General features: G+C 64.2%; 19 protein-coding genes. 8 read left to right on the top strand and 11 right to left on the bottom strand.

Annotated elements, in window-relative coordinates; translation table 11 throughout:
* Positions 1-5: 5 nt before the first annotated feature.
* Positions 6-2,954, bottom strand: a complete 2,949-nt coding sequence (locus B5E42_RS15275; protein ID WP_087241198.1) for an acyl-CoA dehydratase activase — start codon at positions 2,952-2,954, stop codon at positions 6-8.
* A gap of 311 nt (positions 2,955-3,265) precedes the next feature.
* On the opposite strand from B5E42_RS15275, the gene B5E42_RS15280 reads away from it, so the two are divergent.
* From B5E42_RS15280 to B5E42_RS15290, 3 genes are all read left to right on the top strand, one after another.
* Positions 3,266-3,865 (top strand): DUF1700 domain-containing protein, encoded by a 600-nt coding sequence (locus B5E42_RS15280; protein WP_087241200.1) that lies wholly within the window; start codon positions 3,266-3,268, stop codon positions 3,863-3,865.
* Positions 3,862-4,734: a DUF4097 family beta strand repeat-containing protein gene (locus tag B5E42_RS15285; RefSeq protein WP_087241202.1), complete on the top strand. Its 873-nt coding sequence runs from the start codon at positions 3,862-3,864 to the stop codon at positions 4,732-4,734. The genes B5E42_RS15280 and B5E42_RS15285 overlap by 4 nt, the downstream gene beginning before the upstream one ends.
* 163 nt (positions 4,735-4,897) lie before the next feature.
* Positions 4,898-6,787 carry an LTA synthase family protein gene (locus B5E42_RS15290; RefSeq protein ID WP_087241204.1) on the top strand — a complete coding sequence of 630 codons (1,890 nt, stop codon included), beginning with the start codon at positions 4,898-4,900 and terminating at the stop codon, positions 6,785-6,787.
* Here B5E42_RS15290 and B5E42_RS15295 read toward each other — a convergent pair.
* From B5E42_RS15295 to feoB, 9 genes are all read right to left on the bottom strand, one after another.
* Positions 6,784-7,071 (bottom strand): hypothetical protein, encoded by a 288-nt coding sequence (locus B5E42_RS15295; protein WP_087241206.1) that lies wholly within the window; start codon positions 7,069-7,071, stop codon positions 6,784-6,786. The genes B5E42_RS15290 and B5E42_RS15295 overlap by 4 nt on opposite strands.
* 21 nt (positions 7,072-7,092) lie before the next feature.
* The gene (locus tag B5E42_RS15300; protein ID WP_087241209.1) at positions 7,093-7,566 is read right to left on the bottom strand and encodes a hypothetical protein; all 474 of its coding nucleotides are present in this window, start codon (positions 7,564-7,566) and stop codon (positions 7,093-7,095) included.
* A gap of 109 nt (positions 7,567-7,675) precedes the next feature.
* A complete protein-coding gene (locus B5E42_RS15305; protein ID WP_087241211.1) occupies positions 7,676-9,385 on the bottom strand; it encodes a M56 family metallopeptidase in 1,710 nt (569 codons plus the stop codon).
* The gene (locus B5E42_RS15310) at positions 9,382-9,771 is read right to left on the bottom strand and encodes a BlaI/MecI/CopY family transcriptional regulator (RefSeq protein ID WP_087241213.1); all 390 of its coding nucleotides are present in this window, start codon (positions 9,769-9,771) and stop codon (positions 9,382-9,384) included. The genes B5E42_RS15305 and B5E42_RS15310 overlap by 4 nt, the downstream gene beginning before the upstream one ends.
* A 99-nt stretch (positions 9,772-9,870) precedes the next feature.
* Complete coding sequence (locus B5E42_RS15315) at positions 9,871-10,095, bottom strand: helix-turn-helix transcriptional regulator (RefSeq protein WP_087241214.1); 225 nt, start codon at positions 10,093-10,095, stop codon at positions 9,871-9,873.
* A 10-nt stretch (positions 10,096-10,105) separates the two neighbouring features.
* Entirely contained in the window at positions 10,106-10,663 is a 558-nt protein-coding gene (locus B5E42_RS15320; protein WP_087241216.1) for a DUF2975 domain-containing protein, read from the bottom strand.
* Positions 10,664-10,788: 125 nt separating this feature from the next.
* Complete coding sequence (locus B5E42_RS15325) at positions 10,789-11,514, bottom strand: NAD-dependent protein deacylase (RefSeq protein WP_087241218.1); 726 nt, start codon at positions 11,512-11,514, stop codon at positions 10,789-10,791.
* A gap of 125 nt (positions 11,515-11,639) precedes the next feature.
* Positions 11,640-11,810 (bottom strand): FeoB-associated Cys-rich membrane protein, encoded by a 171-nt coding sequence (locus tag B5E42_RS18980; protein ID WP_141242557.1) that lies wholly within the window; start codon positions 11,808-11,810, stop codon positions 11,640-11,642.
* The gene (gene feoB, locus B5E42_RS15330) at positions 11,810-14,266 is read right to left on the bottom strand and encodes a ferrous iron transport protein B (RefSeq protein WP_087241220.1); all 2,457 of its coding nucleotides are present in this window, start codon (positions 14,264-14,266) and stop codon (positions 11,810-11,812) included. Before feoB ends, B5E42_RS18980 begins: the two co-directional genes overlap by 1 nt.
* 215 nt (positions 14,267-14,481) lie before the next feature.
* Here feoB and B5E42_RS15335 point away from each other — a divergent pair, with 215 nt between their 5' ends.
* Complete coding sequence (locus tag B5E42_RS15335; protein WP_087241222.1) at positions 14,482-14,916, top strand: PD-(D/E)XK nuclease superfamily protein; 435 nt, start codon at positions 14,482-14,484, stop codon at positions 14,914-14,916.
* A gap of 34 nt (positions 14,917-14,950) precedes the next feature.
* On the opposite strand, the gene B5E42_RS15340 is transcribed toward B5E42_RS15335, so the two are convergent.
* Positions 14,951-16,033 (bottom strand): hypothetical protein, encoded by a 1,083-nt coding sequence (locus tag B5E42_RS15340; protein ID WP_087241224.1) that lies wholly within the window; start codon positions 16,031-16,033, stop codon positions 14,951-14,953.
* 459 nt (positions 16,034-16,492) lie between these two features.
* Between B5E42_RS15340 and B5E42_RS15345 the strand changes: the two genes are divergently transcribed.
* The 4 genes from B5E42_RS15345 to B5E42_RS15360 all read left to right on the top strand — a co-directional run bounded on the left by B5E42_RS15345 (position 16,493) and on the right by B5E42_RS15360 (position 21,758).
* The gene (locus B5E42_RS15345) at positions 16,493-17,416 is read left to right on the top strand and encodes a magnesium transporter CorA family protein (protein WP_242967181.1); all 924 of its coding nucleotides are present in this window, start codon (positions 16,493-16,495) and stop codon (positions 17,414-17,416) included.
* Positions 17,417-17,548: 132 nt separating this feature from the next.
* Entirely contained in the window at positions 17,549-18,913 is a 1,365-nt protein-coding gene (locus B5E42_RS15350; protein WP_087241226.1) for a citrate/2-methylcitrate synthase, read from the top strand.
* Between the two features lie 128 nt (positions 18,914-19,041).
* Positions 19,042-20,982: a bifunctional UDP-sugar hydrolase/5'-nucleotidase gene (locus B5E42_RS15355; RefSeq protein ID WP_087241228.1), complete on the top strand. Its 1,941-nt coding sequence runs from the start codon at positions 19,042-19,044 to the stop codon at positions 20,980-20,982.
* Positions 20,983-21,011: 29 nt separating this feature from the next.
* The gene (locus tag B5E42_RS15360; protein WP_087241230.1) at positions 21,012-21,758 is read left to right on the top strand and encodes a class I SAM-dependent methyltransferase; all 747 of its coding nucleotides are present in this window, start codon (positions 21,012-21,014) and stop codon (positions 21,756-21,758) included.
* Positions 21,759-21,925: the final 167 nt, after the last annotated feature.

Genomic DNA, 21,925 nt, shown 5'->3' on the forward strand with positions numbered 1-21,925 from the left:
ATCGTTCAACCGTTGGCGGCCTGCTGGGCCTTGCGGGCATCCATGGCGGCCATGAGGGAGCGGACGCGGATCTTCACCGCGCCCAGATTGCTGATGTCGTCGATCTTCAGCTGGGTGTACAGCTTGCCGCCGTGCTCCAGGATGTCCCGCAGCTCGTCGGTGGTGATGGCGTCGGTGCCGCAGCCGAAGCTCACCAGCTGCACCACCTGCATGTCGGGCTGGGTACACACATAGCGGGCGGCGTTGTACATCCGGCTCTGGAACGTCCACTGGTTGAGCACCTTTCGGGGGGCGTAGCCCTCCAGGTAGCTGAGGGCGTCCTCGGTGACCAGCACGAAGCCGAAGGAGGTGATCAGATCGTTGATGCCGTGGTTGATCTCCGGATCGATGTGGTAGGGCCGACCGCAGGCCACGATGATGGGCATGTTGTGGGCCCGGGCATAGTCGATGTACTGCTTCCCGGTCTCCCGCACGTCGTGGACGTAGGCGTCGTAGGCCTCATAGGCCGCCTTGGCCGCCGCCACCGACTCCTTTTTGGGAATGGAGAAGTGCTCCTCCATGAGCTGGGCGATGCGCTTTTCGAAGTCCTTGTGCCGCCACAGGCCCACATAGGGGTTGAGGAACCTGGTCTGCTTGAGCATGGGCACGTTGGCGGCCAGCAGCTCGGGGTAGTAGGCCACCACCGGGCAGTTGTAGTGGTTGTCGCCGATGCCCTCGTCGTTGTTGTAGGACATGCAGGGGTACCAGATGGCGTCCACACCTTCCTCCACCAGGGCCTCCACATGGCCGTGGAGCAGCTTGGCGGGGTAGCACACCGTGTCCGACGGGATGGTGTGCTGGCCTTTCAGGTACAGCTTGCGGGAGGACTCGGGGGAGAGCACCACCTCGAAGTTGAGGCGGGTGAAGAACTCAAACCAGAAGGGCAGGTTCTCGTACATGTTCAGCCCGAAGGGGATGCCCATGCGGCCCCGGACGCCGTTTCCGCTCCCCTTGCCCTGGAGGGCGCGGAGCTTCTTGTACTTGTAGTGCATCAGGTCGGGGTTCTCCACCTTCTCCTTACCCAGGGGGCGGGAGCAGCGGTTGCCCGAGATGAAGCGCCGCCCGCCGTCGAAGGTGTTGACGGTGAGGGAGCAGTGGTTGGTGCACAGGTTGCAGGTGGCGGGCTTGGCGGTGTGGGTGAAGGCCTCCAGGGCCTTGGCGTCCAGGAGGGTGCTCTTGTCCAGGTGGAGATCCCGGGCGTACAGGGCCGCGCCGAAGGCGCCCATGATGCCGGAGATGGTGGGGCGGGTGACCTCCCGGCCCAGCTCCTGCTCAAAGGCCCGGAGCACCGCGTCGTTGTGGAAGGTGCCGCCCTGCACCACGATGTGCTGGCCCAGATCGTCGGCGTTGGCCGCCCGGATGACCTTGTACACCGCGTTTTTCACGATGGAGATGGACAATCCGGCGGAGATGTCCTCCACGCTGGCGCCGTCCTTCTGGGCCTGCTTCACGCTGGAGTTCATGAACACGGTGCAGCGGGAGCCCAGGTTCACCGGGTGCTTGGCCAGCAGGCCCAGCTTGGCGAAGTCGGCGATGCTGTAGCCCAGGGCCTTGGCGAAGGTCTCGATGAAGGAGCCGCAGCCGGAGGAGCAGGCCTCGTTGAGCATGATGGAGTCCACGGCCCCGTTGCGGATCTTGAAGCACTTCATGTCCTGGCCGCCGATGTCGATGATGAAGTCCACGTCGGGGTTGAAGTGGCGGGCGGCGCTGTAGTGGGCCACCGTCTCCACCAGGCCGGCGTCGCAGGAGAAGGCGTTTTTGATCAGATCCTCGCCGTAGCCGGTGACGGCGGCGCCCTTGATGGTAATCCGGCCGCCGCACAGGGAGTAGATCTCCTTCAGCTGCTCCAGCACGATGGCCACCGGGTTGCCCTGGTTGGAGTGGTAGTAGGTGTAGAGCAGCCCGCCGTCGGCGGTGATCAGGGCCATCTTGGTGGTGGTGGAGCCGGCGTCGATGCCCAGCCAGGCGTCGCCGGTGTAGGTGTGAATATCCACCTCGGGGGGGTGCATGGCGTTGTGCCGGGCCAGGAAGGAATCGTACTCCTCCTGGCTGTCAAACAGGGGGGGCATGGTGTCCACCAGGCCCACGCTGTCCACGCTCTGTTCCAGCCGCTCCAGCACCTCGTCGAAGGGGCGCTCGGCGTAGTCGGAGGAGCACAGGGCCGCGCCGATGCCGGCGAAGCAGTCGCCGTCCTCCGGGAAGATGGCGTGGGCCTCGTCCAGCTGGAGGCTCTCCACAAACCGCTGGCGCAGGCCCTTCAGGAAGTGGAGGGGGCCGCCCAGGAACACGATCTTGCCCTTCAGCTCACGGCCCTGGGTCAGGCCGGCCACGGTCTGATCCACCACCGCCTGGAAGATGGAGGCCGCCACGTCCTCCTTGCGGCCGCCCTGGTTGAGGATGGGCTGGATGTCGCTCTTGGCGAACACGCCGCAGCGGGAGGCGATGGGATAGATCTTCTCGTGCTTCAGGCTCAGCTCGTCCAGCTCGTCCACGCTCACGTTCATAAGGGTGGCCATCTGGTCGATGAAGGCGCCGGTGCCGCCGGCGCAGGAGCCGTTCATCCGCTCCTCCAGAGCGCCGCCGAAGAAGATGATCTTGGCGTCCTCGCCGCCCAGCTCAATCACCGCGTCGGTGTCGGGTATGTACTGGTTGACGGCGGCGGCGGTGGCGTACACCTCCTGCACAAAATCAATGTCCGCCGCCTTGGCCACGCCCAGGCCGGCGGAGCCGGTGATCACGATGCGCACCTGCTGCCCAGCCAGCTTGTCACGGATGGAGCGCAGGGTCTCCGCCGCCCGCTCCCGGGCCTTGGAGTAGTGCCGCTCATAGGAGCGGAACAGCAGCTTGTTCTGTTCGTCCAGCACCACCACCTTGACGGTGGTGGAGCCGATGTCAATACCGATACGAAGGCTCATGCAAGTCACCTGATACCTTTAACAAAATTTCGCACCGTACATAATATATCAAAATCTGATTTTTTACAACCCCAAAGTGGCAAAAACCAGGATGTTCCGTAGTCGGAAGGAACTGTCGGCGCAGGCATGCGCGGCCTCCGGACGGACGATAGCCCATAAAATATATATGATTTTAGGTAAAAATGCATAAAACCATGGCCGCGGCGGCGGTGGCAGCGGCCATTTTTATGGAATTTTAATCTTCCTTAAGTTTGCCCTTTCAGAAAAGCGTGGTACAATGGCTCCAGACTCAAGGAGAGGACGGAGCGCGTATGACACGTGACGAGTACCTGGCCCAGCTGCGGGCCCTGCTCACCGGGCGGACGCCCCCGGATGAGCTGGAGCGGATTGTGGCCTATTATACCGAGTACTTTGACGAGGCGGGCCCGGCGGGGGAGGCCCGGGTGGTGCGGGAGCTGGGCACCCCGGCGGAGCTGGTGGGCCGCATCCTGGGGGCCAACCGGGTGCGGGAGACTCCGGCGGAGCGGACGCCCCCGACCCGGGGGAGCGGGCACAGCTCCCTGTGGAAGGTGCTGCTGGCCATCTGCGCCGCCCCCATCGCCATCCCGCTGATCATTGCGGCGGTGATTGTGGTGCTGGCCCTGGCTTTTGTGGTGGTCTGCGTGGTGGCCGGCGTGGCCATCGGCGGCGTGGTGGCCATCGGTGTGGGCATTGTCACCGCCTGGTCGGGCTTCTCGGTGCTGTTCAGCGCGGGCATGGCCACCATGATGTTCTTCTGCGGCATGGGCATGCTGTCCAGCGGCGTGGGCCTGCTGATGATCGCGGGCAGCTTCGCCCTGGGCGGCCTGTGCTTCCGGGCCATGGCAGGGGCCCTGAACCGCTGGCTGATGAGAAGGGAGGCGCGGGTATGAACCTGCCTGCAAAAGTGTGCCTGGGGGCCGGGGCGTTCCTGGCCATGTCCGGCGGCCTGCTGGCCCTGACGGGCTTCGCCCTGGGGGCCCAGACCCATCTGAACATGCCCTTCGGCGGCGGCTCCGCCGTGGCGGCCGAGACGCCTATGGTTCATGTGGAGGTCGCGGCAGACGAAGGGACGGCCACGGAGAGCTGGGTTCAGGTGCCGGCCTTTTCCAGGATTGAGGTGGAGCTCGATATGGGCAACGTATCTGTGATGCCCACGGGGGAGTACGACCTCTCCTTCAGCGGCGAGCACGCCGCCCTGCTGGACTATGAGCTGGACGGGGACACCCTGCGCATCACCGGCACGGCCCTGAGTGCCATGGAATTCTTCACCTCCGGCGACGAGGCCGCCGTGACCATCGGAATCCCCGAAGACGCGTCCCTGGACGCCGTGGACATCCATACCGCCATGGGACAGGTGGAGCTGACGGACTTCACGGCAAACAGCCTCACCGTGTCCACAGACTTGGGGAATGTGTCTCTGGACAGCGTGATGGCGTCAGATGCCGATATCACCCTGTCCATGGGCGATCTGACGGGGTACTCCCTCACCACAACCGACTTCCTCACCGTGAAAAACGACATGGGGGACGTGTATCTGGATGGGGATTTCCAGGGGAATACGGATATCACCCTGTCCATGGGGGATCTGGATCTCACCACCTGGCAGTCCATGGACACCTACAGTCTGGATTTGGACGTCACCATGGGTGATCTGTATCTGGACGGCTCCACCCAGTACGGCTCCGTCCGCCGGGAAGGCGGCCCCAACCAGCTGAAGATTGCCAACAGCATGGGAAGCGCGGACGTGTATTTCGGCTGAGCCGGAATGAGAAGGGGGGGTGCGCATGGACAGACGCAAGGTTTTCCCCTGCTGGCCCTGCCTCCCGGGTGTGCCTTCCAAACCGAATAAAGCACGGGCCCGCCCTTGCGGCGGGCCCGTGTTTTTGCTAAAATAGAAAATCAAACGGACGGAGGTGAGGAGCATGGAGCGGCTGGAGGGCGGCGGAGCGCCGCGGCGCTGGTACCGGCGCGCCGATCCCCGGGGGCGGGCGCTGCTGATGGTGCTGCTGCCCCTGGCGGGGGTGTACCTGTGCCAGCTGGTTACGCTCCAGGACGGGGCGGCGGCCTGGGCGTGGATGGGAAGCCATATCCAGGCGGCGGGGTACATCTATCTGGTGCTCCTGCTGGCCCAGCTGCTGCTGGCCACCCTCACCGACAGCCTGCTGTGCGCCCAGCTGCTCACCACACTGCCCTGCCTGCTCCTGGCCATCGCCAGCCACCTGAAGCAGGCGGTCAACGGCATTCCCCTGCTGGTCAGCGACCTGGCCATGGCGGGCCAGGCCGGCCAGGTGGCCGGCTTCCTCCGCCCCGGCATGAGCCTGGGCGCGGGCACCTGGGGGGCCATTGTAGGAATGGTGCTCCTCTGTCTGGCGGCCTTCGCCTGGTCTCATCCGGCCCGGCCCATGCCGTGGGCCCGGCGGCTGTCCGCCCTGGCCGTGCTGGCGGTGCTGCTGGCGTGGGCCCTGCTCTCCCCGGCGTCCGCCGCCCTGCTGGCCGGGGAGGAGGGGGAGAGCCAGGCCATGCGCAACGACCGGCTGGGCCTGCTGGCCGGGCTGTACAGCGCCGCCCGGGAGAGCACCATGGCCGAGCCCGACGCCTACAGCGAGGACGGCATGAACCGCATCCTGCTCCGGCTCAGGGCGGACGCGGAGGAGACCGGGGAGCCGGAGGAGAAGCCCCATGTGATCCTGCTGGTTTCAGAGAGCTTTTTCGACCCCACCCGCCTGCCGGGGGTGGAGTTTGACGCCGACCCCATTCCCAACTTCCACGCCCTGGCGGAGGAGTTTCCCACCGGAGCCTTCCTGTCCAACACCTATGCCGGCGGCACCGGCAATGTGGAGATGGAGCTCTTCATCGGCATCCCCTCCGCCTTCCTGGGGGCGGGGGAGTCACTCACCAGCATTCAGGATCCCACGGCCTACAGCAGGGTGCCCTCCCTGGCCCGGGTATTCGGGGACGCGGGGTATGAGACCCTCTTCGTCCACTCCTACGGCGACATTCTCTACGACCGGGATATGAACATTCCACGGATGGGCTTTGACCGGCTGGTCTACCAGGACGATTTCACCGTGGACAAGACCTATGCCGGCGGCTATGTCTCCGATGACACCCTGGCCGATGAACTGATCGCCCGGTTTGAGGCCCGGGGGGAGGAGCCGGTGTTCCTCTACGGCCTGAGTATGGAGAACCACCAGCCCTATTTCGCCGGCAAGTTCGACACGCCCGCCCCGGTGTCCGCCACGGCGGAGGGCCTGACGGAGGAGGAGCAGGGGGTGCTGGATGCCCTGCTCCACGGCCTGTGGGATGCGGACGCCTCCCTGGGGAAGCTGGTGGACTACTTCTCCCGGGTGGAGGAGCCGGTGATTCTGGTGTTTGTGGGCGACCACCTGCCCGGCCTGTCCCTGGACGCCGGCGGCACCCTCTACACCAGCCTGGGCTGCTCCTCCACGGCGGACACCAGCCGGTGGGAGCCGGAGGAGCTCAAGCGGATGCACACCACCAACATCCTGGTGTGGAACAATTACGGGGCGGAGCTGGCGCTGCCCGCCGAGACCAGCTGCACCCTGCTGGGCACCCAGCTGCTGGGGTGGGCGGGCGTGCCCAGGCCCCTGTACTTCCAGTGGGTGGCGGACGCCGGGGAGCAGATGCTCCTCTACCGGGAGCGGCTCTTTGTGGCCGCCGACGGCTCCCCCCATCATGAGCCCACGGAGGACTGCGCCTCTCTGGTGGCGGACTGGAAGAATATCGTCTATGACATGCTCTACGGGGAGCAGTATATCACCCAGGCCCTGACGGAGCCGCCGGGGAGTTAGCCTTTGCGTTGCCCCCGGAGCCAGGCCGCCCCGGCGAGGGCCAGGGTGCCCGCCAGCAGGACGGCGGCGCAGAGGGTGAAGGCATCCCAGGTGTCCTCAATGGCGGCAAAGTCCCCCTCCCGGAGCTGGACGCCGCAGTGGAGGATCACCAGGAACAGGGCGGCGGCGCAGCAGCCCAGGCTGAGGAGGCACAGGCCCCTCCGGCGGCCCGCCAGGGCCGCCAGCCCCAGCCCCCAGGCCAGCAGGCCCAGAAGCAGAGGGCCGAAGGAAGTCAGCAGATCCATGAAAAACGCCCCTTTCACTTGTCAGGTGTCCAGCTCCTGGTAATACAGGATGCCGGTTTCGCAGTCGTAGGCCGCGAAGGTGTAGTTATAGGAGTGCCGCGTGAGCATGCCGCCCTCTCCGTCCTCCTGACGATCCAGCAGGTACCACCAGCCGTTTTCCGGCACGGGCCAGCTTACCGTGTCGGCACAGTTGCCGTAGACCACCTCCTCCATGAGTTCATCCATGGGGAAGGGATTCCAGTACCCGCTGGGGTGGCTGGAGACGGCCTCCTCCACCGCCGCCCTGTCCTCCGAATCAAAGGTCAGTTCGATGTGGAGCAGGCCGTCCCCGTGGAAGCCCCCGTGGCTGTCCCCATACGTGACGGACAGCGGCTCCGGCAGGTCGATATCCAGGCTCCGGGCCACATAGTCCGCCTCGCTTTCCCGACCGAAGCCGCCCAGCAGAAGCAGCAGTGCCAGGGCGATGGAAACAATCAGATTTACAGGATATAGCATGACACAATCCCTCCTGTCTGTCTCTGAGAATAGCACAGGAGGGATTGCTTGTCAATTTATTTTTATTGAATTACAATAATTATTTTCTGATAGATAGGCTTGCGATGCGCTAGGAGATGTCAAACTCGGCGGCCAGGAGTTCATCGCCGTTCTCCACGTCCCAGTTGCTGACGCCGGTTAAAATCCGGTAATGACCAATGGGAAGGGTTCCATATAGCCATCGATAGTAGTAGGTCTTCACTGTGGGCTCACCTGCTTGTATGTGATAAGCAGTTAAGAGAAAGGAGTTGTTGTCACTCACCACCGGTATTTTATACCAGATCCCGTCGATCTCCCGCTCCAGTGTGAACTGCTCTCCGTAGTACCAGTCCCCGGGACGGCTTACGGTAAAGCGCACGACGACAGATGAGTCCGCGACCGCCGTCACCTTCAGAGAGGGGGCGGCTGTGTTGGTGGTGATCTGTTCCTCGCTGGACGTCCAGGTGCCCTGGAGGTAGAAGTCCTCCTCGTTCCGAATGCCCTCCAGATATGCGGCGGCATAGTCCATGGCGGCCTGGAGGGGATCGGCCTGGGTCGGATTCCCCTCCGCCGGGTAAAGCGTGCCGGTCTCGTCCTGCCAGCCGATCACCTGCCACACATCATCCTGGCCCTCCGGCTGGGCCAGGATAAAGGTATATCGCCGCTCATAGTCGTCCAGCCAGCCGCCGGGCCACCAGCTCACTTGCCGGATGGAAAACAGAAGGGCGGGATCCTCCTCCCAGGGAAGCGGATCTTGGCTCTTCGCCGTGGGGGAGGGGGTGGAAGTCCCGACCGGGGCCGCCGGAGTCTCTGCCTCCGGGGTGCCGGCGAAGGTGCAGGCCGCCAGCAGGGCGGCCGAACCGACAGCCAGAGCCGCGGCGGGCCACAGGGTGCGGGGCTTTTGGGCGATCAGCCGGATGCGCTCTTTCAGCCCGCCCGCCCCCATGGACATGGTGGTGGCGGTGTGGAGCAGGGGAGAGGGGCCGGAGCGCCGCACCGCCAGGGCCAGCAGTGTGCGGCCGTAGGAAATGCGCTCTTCCTCGCCCAGGGCGGCCAGGGCGCTCTCGTCGCAGGAGAGCTCTCCATCCCGGCGGGACAGGGCGGCGGCCAGCCACACCAGCGGGTCGAACCAGTAGAGGGCCAGGCACAGACAGCGCACCAGGGCCCACAGGTGGTCGCCGTGGCGGTAGTGGGCCCGCTCGTGGGCCAGGGCATGTCGGAGCACGGTGGGCTCCTCCGCACAGGACGGGGGCAGATAGATGGCGGGCCGGAGCAGGCCGAACAGACAGGGGGTCTCCGCCGCCCCGCTGACATACACCGGCACCGGGCCATCCGCTTTGTACAGCTTCCACCGGCTCCGCCGCAGCTGTGCCCCAAACCGCAGGTTTACCGCCAGCATCCAGAGTCCGAACCCGGCTGCGCCGCCCAGCCACACCCAGCGGAGGATGGTCTCCAGCGCGGGGAGGGCGGGTTCCGGGAGGGCAGGCTCCGGCAGGGCGGTCTGCGGGGGATAGAGCGCCTCCATGGGGAGATCCTGCGCCGGAACGGGGGAGGGGGTGTTCTCGTCCGCCGCCGGTGCATCGCCCGCAGACTGCCGCGCCTCCACATAGGCGGGGATGGCCTCCGCCGCCCCCAGCACGCTCACCGGGCTGGTTCCGATGCTCACCGGCACCAGCAGGCGGAGGGCCGCCAGCAGCCACAGGGCATATTGGAGCCGGGAACAGATCCTCCCCTGCAGGGCGAACCGGAGGGCGGTGAGGGCCAGAATCAGCACCGACGAGGTGAGCAGAATTTCCTTCACGTCACCCTCCCCCTCTCCGCCTCCCGCAGAATGGCTTGGAGCTCCTCCAGCTCCTCCGGCTTCAGGGAACCGCCCTTCACCAGGGCGGACATCATCAGCCCCACACTGCCGTGGTAGGCCCGGTGGAGCAGAGACCGGGTCTCCGCCAGGGCGGCGTCCTCCCGTCTCAGGGCAGAATGGTAGACCCGCGCCTTTTCGCCCTCCTCGTAGGTCACCAGACCCTTGGCCTCCATGCGCCGCAGGACGGTGGCCACAGTGCTCTTGGCCCAGCCCGTCTTGTCTCCCAGCGTCCGCACCAGCTCCATCAGGGTAGACGGGGCCGTCCACAGCTCCTCCATCACCCGCCACTCGCTGTCTGACAGGCGGATGGTCTCCCGCTCCTCCACGGCGATAACCTCCTTTGGTCTACTCTTGTAACCCTACCATACCAGATCGGTTTACACTTGTCAACCATTCTGCCAAAAAAGAGCGGCCCAAGGCCGCTCTCAGGATTCCGTTTCTTCTTGTTCCGGCACATACTCCAGCAGATCCCCGGGCTGGCAGTCCAGGGCCCTGCAGATGGCCTCCAGGGTGGTGAAGCGCACCGCCTTGGCGTGGTTGTTTTTCAGGATGGACAGGTTGGCCAGGGTGACGCCCACCTTGGCGGACAGCTCGTTGAGGCTCATCTTTCGCTTGGCCATCATCACATCCAGATTGACGACAATGGGCATACCGCACCCCCTAAATGGTCAGGTCGTTTTCCGCTTTCAGCTCCGCCGCCTGGCGGAACAGGGCGGACACCACCAGGCAGAGCAGGCCGCCCAGCAGAAAGATGGGCACAAACAGGGCGTTGTAGGTGAGCAGGGAGGCGATGGACTGATAGTAGAACAGCCCCCACACCACCCGGACCAGGGCGGCGGCGGAGATGGCGAAGCAGCACACCCCCGCCCGGCGGAGGCTGACGCCGTTTTCCCGCTGGAAGGGGTTGCCCGCCAGAATGGTGCCCAGTACCCGGCGGCCCTGCCACAGGATCACCGCCGTGCACACCCCGCAGAACAGCAGGAAGGCGGCCAGCACATCGGCATAGGCCCCGTTCTGCCCCCACTGCCCCCATCCGCCGAGCAGCAGCATGTGGAGGGTGTCGTCCGCGTCATACTGCCACCACTCCGCAAGGCCCTGGCGGACGCTGATATGCACCAGCCCGGGCACCATGACCAGGACAATCAGATTGCACACAAACGTGATGGTGACCAGGATTTTCAGCACCCCGGCCAGCTTCTGCACGGCGGTTTTCTCCATGGGATGATATTCCCCCTTTTCAGAACTCGTGCCGCATGGGCGCGCCGGGTCGCCGCGCCCCACAGACAGGTATCTTGGGAATATCATAGCGCAGAAAATATCGTTTGTCAATAAAATAGTATCGTTTATACCCGAATAACCCCCAGCACCTGGCCGATGGGCTGGTTGAGCACCAGGTCGGCCTCCCGGTCGTAGGGGGTGGGGCTCTTGTTGATGAGGGTCAGCTTATTGCCCCGGTAATAGCGGATCAGTCCCGCCGCCGGGTACACCGCCAGGGAGGTGCCGCCGATGATCAGCATGTCCGCCCGGGCGATAGCCAGCACCGCGGCCTCCATGGTCTCCTGATCCAGCGCCTCCTCATAGAGCACCACGTCGGGCTTCACCACCCCGCCGCACACCGGGCAGCGGGGCACGCCCGCGGCCTCCATCATGAAGTCCAGGCCGTAGAACTGGCGGCACTTCATGCAGTGGTTCCGGTGGACGGAGCCGTGGAGCTCGTACACGGTCTTGCTCCCCGCCGCCTGGTGGAGACCGTCGATGTTCTGGGTCACCACCGCGTCCAGCTTTCCCGCCGCCTCCAGCTCCGCCAGCTTCAGGTGGGCGGCGTTGGGCTGGGCGTCGGGAAAGAGCATCTTGTTGCGGTAGAAGCGGTAGAACTCCTCCGGATTTTTCTCGAAGAAGGTGTGGCTCAGGATGGTCTCCGGCGGGTACTGGTACTGCTGGTTGTACAGCCCGTCCACGCTGCGGAAGTCGGGGATGCCCGATTCCGTGCTGACGCCGGCCCCGCCGAAAAACACGATGTGGCGGCTCTCGCCGATCCAGTCCTGGAGCTGCCTCTGCTTCTCATCCATGGGAAATCTTTCCCCCCTTCTGGAATTGATAATTGAAAATTGAGAATTGATAATGGCTGATTTCGGAACCGGGTTCGTGAATACGCTTCCGTTTGGGTTATGGAATCATTCTCAATTATCCATTATCAATTGTCAATTGTTTTCCGGTGCCGGCAGCCGGTGTGGGGGCAGCTTCCGCACCCGCCGCAGTCGCAGCCCCGCTTGCCCTTGAGACGCTGGTGAAAGCGGTAGATGAGGTAGCACGCCGCCCACACGATGAGGGCCGCCACGCCGATGTATATCACATATTTTAGCATCAGATCACCTGCAGCACAAGGGAGCCGATTTGGTACACCAGGAAGGAGCCCAGCCAGGCGGCACACAGCTGCCAGCCGATGGAGGCCAGCGTCCACCTGGTGGAGTTCATCTCCTTGTGGATGGTGGACACCGCCGCCACGCAGGGCACGTAGAGCAGGACAAACACCAGGAAGGAGTAGGCGGCCAGGGGGCTCTGGAAGGTGCCGCCCAGGGCGGCGGCGATGGCGGTGCCGCTGGCGGTCATGGAGAAGCCGTAGAACATGCTCATGGAGGACACCACCATCTCCTTGGCGATCAGGCCGGACAGGAGGGCCACCGCCGCCTGCCAGGTGCCGAAGCCCAGGGGGGCGAAGACGGGGGAGAGGAAGGTGCCGATGGTACCCAGAAGGGAGAACTCCTCCTGGGATACCATGCCGAAGGCGCCGCCCTCAAAGCCGAAGGACTGGAGGAACCAGAGCAGCACGCTCATGGCCAGGATCAGGGTGCCCGCCTTCACCAGGAAGCCCTTCACCTTCTCCCACACGTGGAGGGAGATGTTCTTCAGGGTGGGCAGGCGGTAGGGGGGCAGCTCCAGCACGAAGGCGGCGGGCTCCCCCTTGAACACCAGCTTTTTCAGCAAAATGCCCGAGACGATGGCGAAGAGCAGGCCCAGCAGGTAGAGGGAGAACACCACTAGCCCGCCGTATCTGGGGAAGAAGGCGGCGGTGAGCAGGCCGTACACCGGCAGCCGGGCGGAGCAGGACATAAAGGGCACCAGCATGATGGTCATGCGCCGATCCTTCTCATTCTCCATGGTGCGGGCGCCCATGACCGCGGGGACGGTGCAGCCGAAGCCCATGAGCATGGGGATGAAGGCCTTGCCGGACAGGCCGAACCGCCGCAGCAGCCGATCCATGATGAAGGCCGCCCGGGCCATGTAGCCCGAGTCCTCCAGGAAGGAGAGGAACAGGAACAGGATGGCGATCTGGGGCAGGAAGGTGAGCACGCCGCCCACGCCGGCGATCACGCCGTCCACCAGCAGGGCCTCCACCCAGGGGGCGGTGCCCGCGGCGGCCAGAACCGAGCGGACGGCCCCGGCGAAGTAGTCGCTGATGAGCACGTCCACTCCGTCGGAGAGGGCCTGCCCCGGCCCGAAGGTGAGGGCGAACATGGCCAGCATCATTAGCAGGAATACCGGAATGGCCAGGAACTTATGGGTGACGACGGCGTCGATCCGGTCGGACAGGGTGGGCGCGCCCAGGGGGCGGCCCCGGCGCACGCACTGGGACACCACCTCCTGGATGAACTGGTACCGGGCGTCGGCGATCAGGGTCTCCCGGTCGCCCAGGTCGTAGGCCCCCTCGTACTCCCGGCAGATGGCCTCCAGCCTGTCCTCCTCGTCTTTGGACAGGCCCAGGGCCTTTTTCACCAGGGAATCCCCCTCGATGAGCTTGATGGAGGCCCAGTGGGCGGGGATGCCGGCGGCGTAGGCCTTGTCGTGGATCAGCTCGCCCACCTTGTGGTGGATCTGGTGGGTGAAGTCGTCGTACAGATCATCGGGCTCCACGGTGACGCCCACGTGCATCTGCCGGTGGGCCTCCTCCAGCAGCTCCTGGACGTTCTTGCCCGACCGGGCGGTGATGGGGATCACCGGAACGCCCAGGGCGCGGGAGAGCCGCTCCACATCGATCTTGTCCCCGTGCTTCTCCACCTCGTCCATGAAGTTGAGGGCGATCACCATGGGCCGCTCCAGCTCCAGCAGCTGGGCGGTTAAGTACAGGTTGCGCTCGATGTTGGTGGCGTCGATGATGTCGATGATGGCGTCGGGACGCTCCCCCACAATGAAGTCCCGGGCCACGATCTCCTCCATGGAGTAGGGGGAGAGGGAGTAGATGCCCGGCAGATCCACCACCGTCACCGGCTTGCCGTCCACCTCCGCCCGGCCCTCCTTCTTCTCCACCGTCACACCGGGCCAGTTGCCCACGTACTGGTTGGAGCCCGTCAGGGCGTTGAAGAGGGTGGTCTTGCCGCAGTTGGGATTGCCCACCAGGGCCAGCTTCATCTCCCGGGTGTCGTGGCTGGCGTAGTCGGGCACGCCGCCGTGCTCGGCGGCCTCGTGGGCGTGGTCGGCGTCCATCCGGCGGAGGGTCTCCTCGTCGGGGATGTGCTGCACCATGCCGATGCGCTGCTTCCGGGTCTTGGCCCGCCGCTCCCCCTCCTCGCCGGTGGCCACCTGGATCTGGGCGGCGTCCGCCTTGCGCAGGGAGAGCTCGTACCCCCGCAGGTTCAGCTCCAGCGGGTCGCCGAAGGGGGCCACCTTGCGCACCGTCACCTCCGTGCCGGGGGTGAGGCCCATGTCCACCAGCCGGCGCTTCACCGGCCCGTTCTCATTGCCCACCTGGAGAATGATCCCCCGCTGGCCGGGGGCCACGTCCTCCAGGGTTTTCCTCGTCTGTTCCGTCTCTGTCCTCGTCATATGTTCATCCACCTAAAGCAAGTTTTATCAACCTAACTTTTAGTATTATACTATGGTGATAGGACATGCGCAAGAGACGGGCATTGCCGTTTTCGCCAAAAATTTCAGGCGGAACGCGGGGGAAGATGGACAGGGCGGGGCGCCGGATATCCGGGCTTGACCGATGGGCCGGGATCCTCTATCATGGAGGCAGAGGAACCAGGAGGTGGAGGGACATGCCCAACAATGGAAATCGCTTCCGGCACGCCCTGGCGGAGTATATCCGCAGCTGGGGGGACGGGCTGGAGGTGGCGGAGGAGAAGTACATCGGCTGGCGGTTCATCGGCACGCCCCGCAAGCTGGACGTGGTGGTCATGAACCCGGTCAACTGCCGCTCCATGGCTATCGAGGCCAAGCTGCAGGAGACCAGCGGCTCGGCCTTTGAGAAGCTGAGCTACGCCCTGGACGACTGCATCGCGGCGCCCATCCCTTCCATCATCGTCTTTTCCGGCAAGTACATCCGGGACGACATGAAGGCCAAGCTGATCTCCTCCGGCTGCGGCATCGAGGTGGGCTTTCAGGACGGTATGGTGGAGGACAGGCACCTGCTGCTCAAACAGAGAGTCTATATCGAGCTGGGGATGAATTATTTCCACTTCCTACGGCCATAAAAAGGTGCGGGCAGGATAGCTCCTGCCCGCATGTTTACTGCCCGCCCCGGCGGTCGAAGCGGATGTCGAAATACGTTTTGGCGATGTCGGGATGGTCGTGCTCGAACTGGGACATGTAGCGGTAGGCGGAGCTGTGCAGGCCGTTGGCCTCACAGAACTGCCGGAAGCTCTTCTTCTTGAGGAAGTTGGGCTGGTTGCACCACCGGGCCAGGGTGATGAACATCCCCTTGTAGGGGGACTGGTTGTAGTACTCATGGCGCATGATGTAGGGCAGGCACTGGTATTCCATCAGGATGCGGATGCGCTCGAAGATGGAGGCGATCTCCTCCGCCCCCTGGGACTCAAACCCGGAGAGGACATAGAGCTTGGTGGACTTGTCCGAGTACCGCCGCCAGATCTCCAGGCCCTTCCTGACCTGCGGGGTGTCGCTGATGTGGTCGAAGGCGAAGATGTAGTCCCCGTGGTACTTCACCCTGGCCAGGCGGCGGGCCTTCTCCTCCGTCATCAGGCGCACGTCCAGCCCCTGGCGGAACTGGAACCGGCGGCCGGTCTCCTCCAGCTCGTCGATGACCTCCTGCCACCTGGGGAAGCCGAAGAACTGGTCGTCCCACAGGTAGATGTGCTTCCGGGAGGGGTCGAAGAACTCCTTGACGGGCGAGTGGCGGAACACGTGGTCGTACTTCTGGTTGACGCAGAAGGGGCACTTGCGGAAGCAGCCCCGGGTGGTGAAGCCGATGCTGTAGTCCATGTAGTCGCTGTAGGTCTGGGCCTTGATGCCCCGGGCGATCTGCTTGCCCACGTACTCGTCGTACAGGTGGTAGTCGGGCATATGGTGCTCGATCTCGTGGGGGAGATCCTCGGCGTCCATCCAGAAATAGCCGGTGCCGCCGATGTGCAGGTTGGGATAGTCCTTGGGATCAATGGGCACCTTGGTAAAGTCAAACACCCGGGAGAGGTAGACCTCGTCGTATCTGGGAATGGCGAAGTAGTCCTCCAGCAGGGTGACGTTGTTTCCCAGCTCCTTCTGATAGCCGCTGATCTTCATCAGGGCCAGGTTGGGGTGGCGGGTTCCGTTGTCCAGCAGATCCGCGTCGATAATGCCGATTTCTTTGCTCATGGTTTCACCGTCCTTACCGAAGAGTATAGCAAAGCGCCGCCGCGCTGTCAAGATCCGATCTCCGGGGATCATTTTCGAAATGATCCCCGGAGATCCGACGGGAATCGCGGGGACAGGAGGGCGAAAAAATTTCGCGGCGGACGTTTTGCTTGCAATCCGGCGGGGACGGGCTTATAATAGGGAGTGCTGGAGCAGGAGCCGGCTGCGCTCCTGTCAGCTGAATCAAACAGAGAAACAAAAGGAGTGATATGCGCCGTGAGCGGTGACCCTGTGAGTCGAGAATGTCCCATACCCAGCGCGGCGCATTGGCCCTTCGGATGACCGGATCCCTCGGTGCACCCGTACGCCTGTGTCGCCGTTTGGCCTGCCCGGGAAGTCCCGGCGCGGGCGGCAAAGACAAAGCGTGCGGGGATTTTTATGCCCATTTGGGCCTCCCGCGCCAAGAAAGGCGTGATACAGTTGCTCTCTATCCACAAGACCATCAACGGAAAGATGACCCGCCTGGACTCCGTTCAGGACGGCTGCTGGGTCAACCTGACCTATCCCAGCGAGGATGAGCTGAACACCGTGGCGGTGACCCTGGGGGTGGAGCCCTCCTTCCTGCGGGCCGCCCTGGACGAGGAGGAGACCTCCCGCATCGACACCGAGGACGGGCAGACCCTCATCATCATCGACGTGCCCGCCGTGGAGAAGGACGACGCGGTGGAGTACTCCACCCTGCCCCTGGGCATCATCGTCACCCAGAAGCACATCATCACCGTCTGCCTGAAGGAGTCCAGCATCCTCCGGGACTTTCAGGACGGCCTGGTGCGCAACGCCGAGACCCAGAAGCGCACCAGCTTCATCCTCTATATGCTCCTCCAGGTAGCCAAGCGCTTCCTCCAGTACCTGAAGCAGATCGACAAAATCTACAACTTCATGGAGCGGCAGCTCTACAAGTCCCAGCGGAACAAGGAGCTCATCCAGCTGCTGGATCTGGAGAAATCCCTGGTCTACTTCAACACCTCCCTGAAGGCCAATGAGGTGACCCTGGAGAAGATCCTCCGGGGCCGCATCATTACCCTGTACGAGGAGGATCACGACCTGCTGGAGGACGTGCTCATCGAGGTGCGCCAGGCCATTGAGATGGCCAACATCTACTCCTCCATCATCTCGGGCATGATGGACGCCTTCGCGTCGGTGATCTCCAACAACCTGAACGTCACCATGAAGGTGCTCAGTTCCATCACCATCCTGCTGGCCATTCCAAACATCATCTTCGGATTCTACGGCATGAATGTGTCCGGACTGCCTCTGGATCAGTTCTTCTGGTTCCCGCTGGCCCTCACCGGCGGCATCATCCTGCTGGCCGCCATTGTGCTCAAGCGGAAGGATCTGCTCTGAGCCGGCAGAGGAAAGTTTTTCCGCCTTCATGATTTGGTAACATTTCTGTGTTAAACTGATTTTCACATATTGGAAGCGGAAGGGCGGCTGCCGGCCGTCCCGGCATACGTAAGAAGAGAATGGAGGTTTTCTATGGCGAGCAACCCGAACTATTGCGACATCACCCCTGAAATTGAGGCCCTGGCGGCTCAGTCCCTGAAGCACAGCAGCATTGATCCGGACGACTATGTCAAGTATGACGTGAAGCGCGGCCTGCGCGATCTCAACGGCAAGGGCGTCCTGGCTGGCCTGACCGAGATCTCCGACATTGTGGCCAAGAAGATTGTGGACGGCAAGGAGGTTCCCTGCGAGGGCGAGCTGTATTACCGGGGCATCAATGTGGAGCGCCTGGTGGAGGGGGCCCTGAAGGAGGGCCGCTTCGGCTTTGAGGAGACGGCCTATCTGCTCCTGCTGGGCCGCCTGCCCAACGCCGCGGAGCTGGAGAGCTTCCAAAAGCAGCTGGCCTATTACCGCACCCTGCCCAACAACTTTGTGCGGGATATCATCCTGAAGGCGCCCAGCCACGACATCATGAACTCCCTGGCCCGAAGCGTGCTCAACCTGGCCTCCTATGACGACCAGTGCGACGATATCTCCCTGCCCAACGTCATGCGGCAGTGCGTCCAGCTCATCTCCCTGTTCCCCATGCTCAGCGTCTACGGCTACCAGGCCTATACCTATAAGAGCGGCAGCAGCCTGTACATCCACGCCCCCCGGCCGGAGCTGTCCACGGCGGAGAACATCCTCTCCCTGCTGCGGCCTGACTCCTCCTATTCCTTCTGGGAGGCCCACGTGCTGGACATCTGCCTGACCCTCCATGCCGAGCACGGCGGCGGCAACAACTCCACCTTCACCACCCACGTGGTCACCTCCTCCGGCACCGACACCTACTCCTGCATGGCGGCGGCCCTGGCCTCCCTGAAGGGCCCCAAGCACGGCGGCGCCAACATCAAGGTGGTGCGCATGTTCGAGGATATGAAGGAGCACGTGAAGGACTGGAAGGACGAGGACGAGGTGCGCCGCTACCTCCAGGCCCTGCTGGACAAGAAGGCCTTTGACAGGGCGGGGCTGATCTACGGCATGGGCCACGCGGTCTACTCCCTGTCCGACCCCCGCGCCAACCTGTTCAAGAAGTTCGTGGAGAAGCTGTCCCGGGAGAAGGGCCGCACCGAGGAGTACGAGCTCTACTCCATGGTGGCCCGGCTGGGCCCCGAGGTCATCTCCGGCGAGCGGAAGATGTACAAGGGCGTGTCCGCCAACGTGGACTTCTACTCCGGCTTTGTGTACCACATGCTGGATCTGCCCCTGGAGCTGTACACCCCCCTGTTTGCCATGGCCCGCGTGGCGGGCTGGAGCGCCCACCGCATCGAGGAGCTCATCAACATGGGCAAGATCATCCGCCCGGCCTACAAATATGTGGGCACCCACGCGGACTATGTCCCCATGGCGGAGCGCTGATTCAGATACCCCAAGAGACCGGCGGCATGGCCGCCGGCCTCTTTTTTTCGCATTTCGACGGATTTTGCCCCGGGGGGCTTTCTTTTTTTCCGAAAGTATGGCAAACTAGGGGAGAAGGAGGGAAGACCATGCCGCATCCGCGTTGGAACCGCCTGGCCGCACTGGGCCTGGCGCTGATTCTGCTGGCCGGCGCGCTGATATCCCCGGCCTCCGCCGCCGCGCCCACCTACGAGAGCACCATCCTGTTTACCCACGACACCCACGACCACTTCCTCCCCATGCCCGACGCCGGCGGCGGGGAGACCGGCGGCTATACCCGCCTGGCAACCCTGATCAAGCAGGAGCGGGAGGCCCACCCGGACGCCCTGGTGCTGGACGGCGGGGACTTCTCCATGGGCAGCCTGTTCCAGACCATATACGCCGCCGAGGCGCCGGAGCTGCGGGCCCTGGGCGCCATGGGATATGACGTGACCACTCTGGGCAACCACGAGTTTGACTACCGCTCGGAGGGGCTGGCGGACATGCTCAACGCCGCCGTGGACAGCGGGGATCCCCTGCCCGCCATTGTCCAGGCCAACTGCATCCGCCCGGAGAGCGGCAGCCTTACCGAAGCCTGGAACCGCTACGGCATCGGGGACTATATGATCCTGGAGCGGGGCGGGGTCAACTACGGCATCTTCGGCCTCATGGGGGAGGTGGCGGACAGCAACGCCCCCATGTCGGGCGTGGAGTTCGAGCCCATCGCCGATGCGGCGGAGCGCACCGTGGCCGCTTTGGAGGAGGAGCTGTCCGGCCGGAATGAGCCCTATTTCATCATCTGCCTGTCCCACAGCGGCACCGACGGCAGGGGGAAGGGGGAGGACTACCAGCTGGCCCGGCAGGTGGACGGCATCGATCTGATCATCTCCGGCCACACCCACACCACCCTTACCGAGCCCATCCGGGTGGGGGACACCCTGATCGTCTCCTGCGGGGCCTACACCGCCAACCTGGGCTCGATCACAATTTCCTGGAAACCAAACGGCGAAAAGACTGTCAAGGATTACCGCCTGATCCCTGTGGACGAGACGGTGGCGGAGGATCCAGAGATGACGGCGCTGGTGAACACCTTCCGGCCCCTGGTGGAGGAACAGTATCTGGACGACTACGGCGTGGGCTTCGACGAGGTGCTTGCTGTGTCGGATTTCTCCTTTACACCGATTGAACAGCTTGGGGAGGAGCACCGGGAGGACACCCTGGGCAACCTGATTGCCGACTCCTACGTCTATGCGGTGCAGCAGGCGGAGGGGGCGGACTATGTGCCCGTGGACTTCGCGGTGGTGGCCGCCGGGGTGATCCGCGGCTCCTTCCAGGCCGGGGACATTACCACCTCCGACGCCTTCAACGTGTCCTCCCTGGGCTCCGGGGCGGACGGCACGCCGGGCTATCCCCTGATCTCCGTGTGGATCACGGGGAGGGAGCTGAAAGACGCCTTTGAGGTGGACGCCTCCGTGTCCCCCCTCATGTCCGAGGCACAGATCTACGGCGCGGGCATGACCTGGTCGTGGAACCCCCGCCGGATGATCTTCAACAAGGTGTACGACTGCGCCCAGGTGCTGCCCGACGGCTCTGCCGTGCCCATCGAGGACGACAAGCTCTACCGGGTGGTCACCGGCCTGTACACCGGCCAGATGCTGGGCACCGTCAATGCCCAGTCCTACGGGATTCTCACCATCACCCCCAAGGATGCCGACGGCAATGTGATCACCGACTTTGAGGAGCACATCATCCACAACCCCAACGGCTCGGAGGTAAAGGAGTGGTACGCCCTGGCCTCCTATCTCCAGTCCATGGGGACGGTGGACGGGCGGTACGCCGCCCCCGAGGGGCGCAAGACGGCCAACCCCACCTGGAACCCCCTGAACCTGCTGCGCAGCCTGAACCTGTTCGGCGTTCTGGCGCTGGTGCTGGTGGTGCTGGTCATCGCCCTGGCGGTGTTCCTGGTCTGGTGGTTCGGCTTCCGCCGGCGGAGCCGCCGGTACGGCTCCCGCCGCAGGAATCAGAGCGGGTACCGGCCCTACCGGGGCTGATTCGCTGCTCAGAGAGGAATCCATATGCAATGAAGGAAAACAACTACGATAACCCGGCATTTTTTGAACAGTATGTCCGCTTTCCCCGGTCGGTGCAGGGCCTGTCCGCCGCCGGGGAGTGGCACGAGCTGGAGCGCCTGCTGCCCGGCTTCTCCGGCAAGCGGGTGCTGGATCTGGGCTGCGGCTTCGGCTGGCACTGCCGGTATGCCTCCGACCACGGCGCGGCGGCGGTGATCGGGGTGGATCTGTCGGAGAAGATGCTGGAAAAGGCCAGGGCCGACACCCACGACGAGAGCATCCACTATGTCCGTGCCGCCATGGAGGACGTGGACTTCCCGCCCGCCTCCTTTGAGGTGGTGCTCAGCTCCCTGGCCCTCCACTATGTGGAGGAGCTGGAGCCCCTGGTGGGGCGGATCCACGACTGGCTCACCCCCGGCGGGGACTTCGTGTTCTCCTGCGAGCACCCGGTGTTTACCGCCGAGGGCTCCCAGGAGTGGGTCACCGGCCCCGACGGCGCGCCCCTATACTGGCCGGTGGATCACTACTTCACCGAGGGGCGCCGGACGGCCCGTTTCCTGGGCTGTGATGTGATCAAGTACCACCGCACCCTGACCACCTATGTCCGGGCTCTCCTGGACGCGGGCTTTGTGCTGAGGGCCCTGGTGGAGCCCAGGCCCGACCCCGGACTGATGGACGTGCCCGGCATGGCCGACGAGCTGCGCCGGCCCATGATGCTCCTTGCCGCCGCCAGAAAGCCGGAGGGGCCCGGTCACTGATCCGCTGCCCCGCCCGCCGCCCCATAAACACAATCCGGTGCGCCGCTTCCTCAGGAAGCGGCGCACCGGATTTTTGCGTCCTCCGGCCTTGGCGTCCCGGCCGGCAGCCCTTTCGGGGCCGGAGGCAGGGGGTGTTGTGCGGTTTGCACAGAGAGGCGCCGCCGCCC

The sequence above is a fragment of the Flavonifractor sp. An10 genome, assembly GCF_002161215.1.
GTDB classification, from domain to species: Bacteria; Bacillota; Clostridia; order Oscillospirales; family Oscillospiraceae; genus Flavonifractor; species Flavonifractor avistercoris.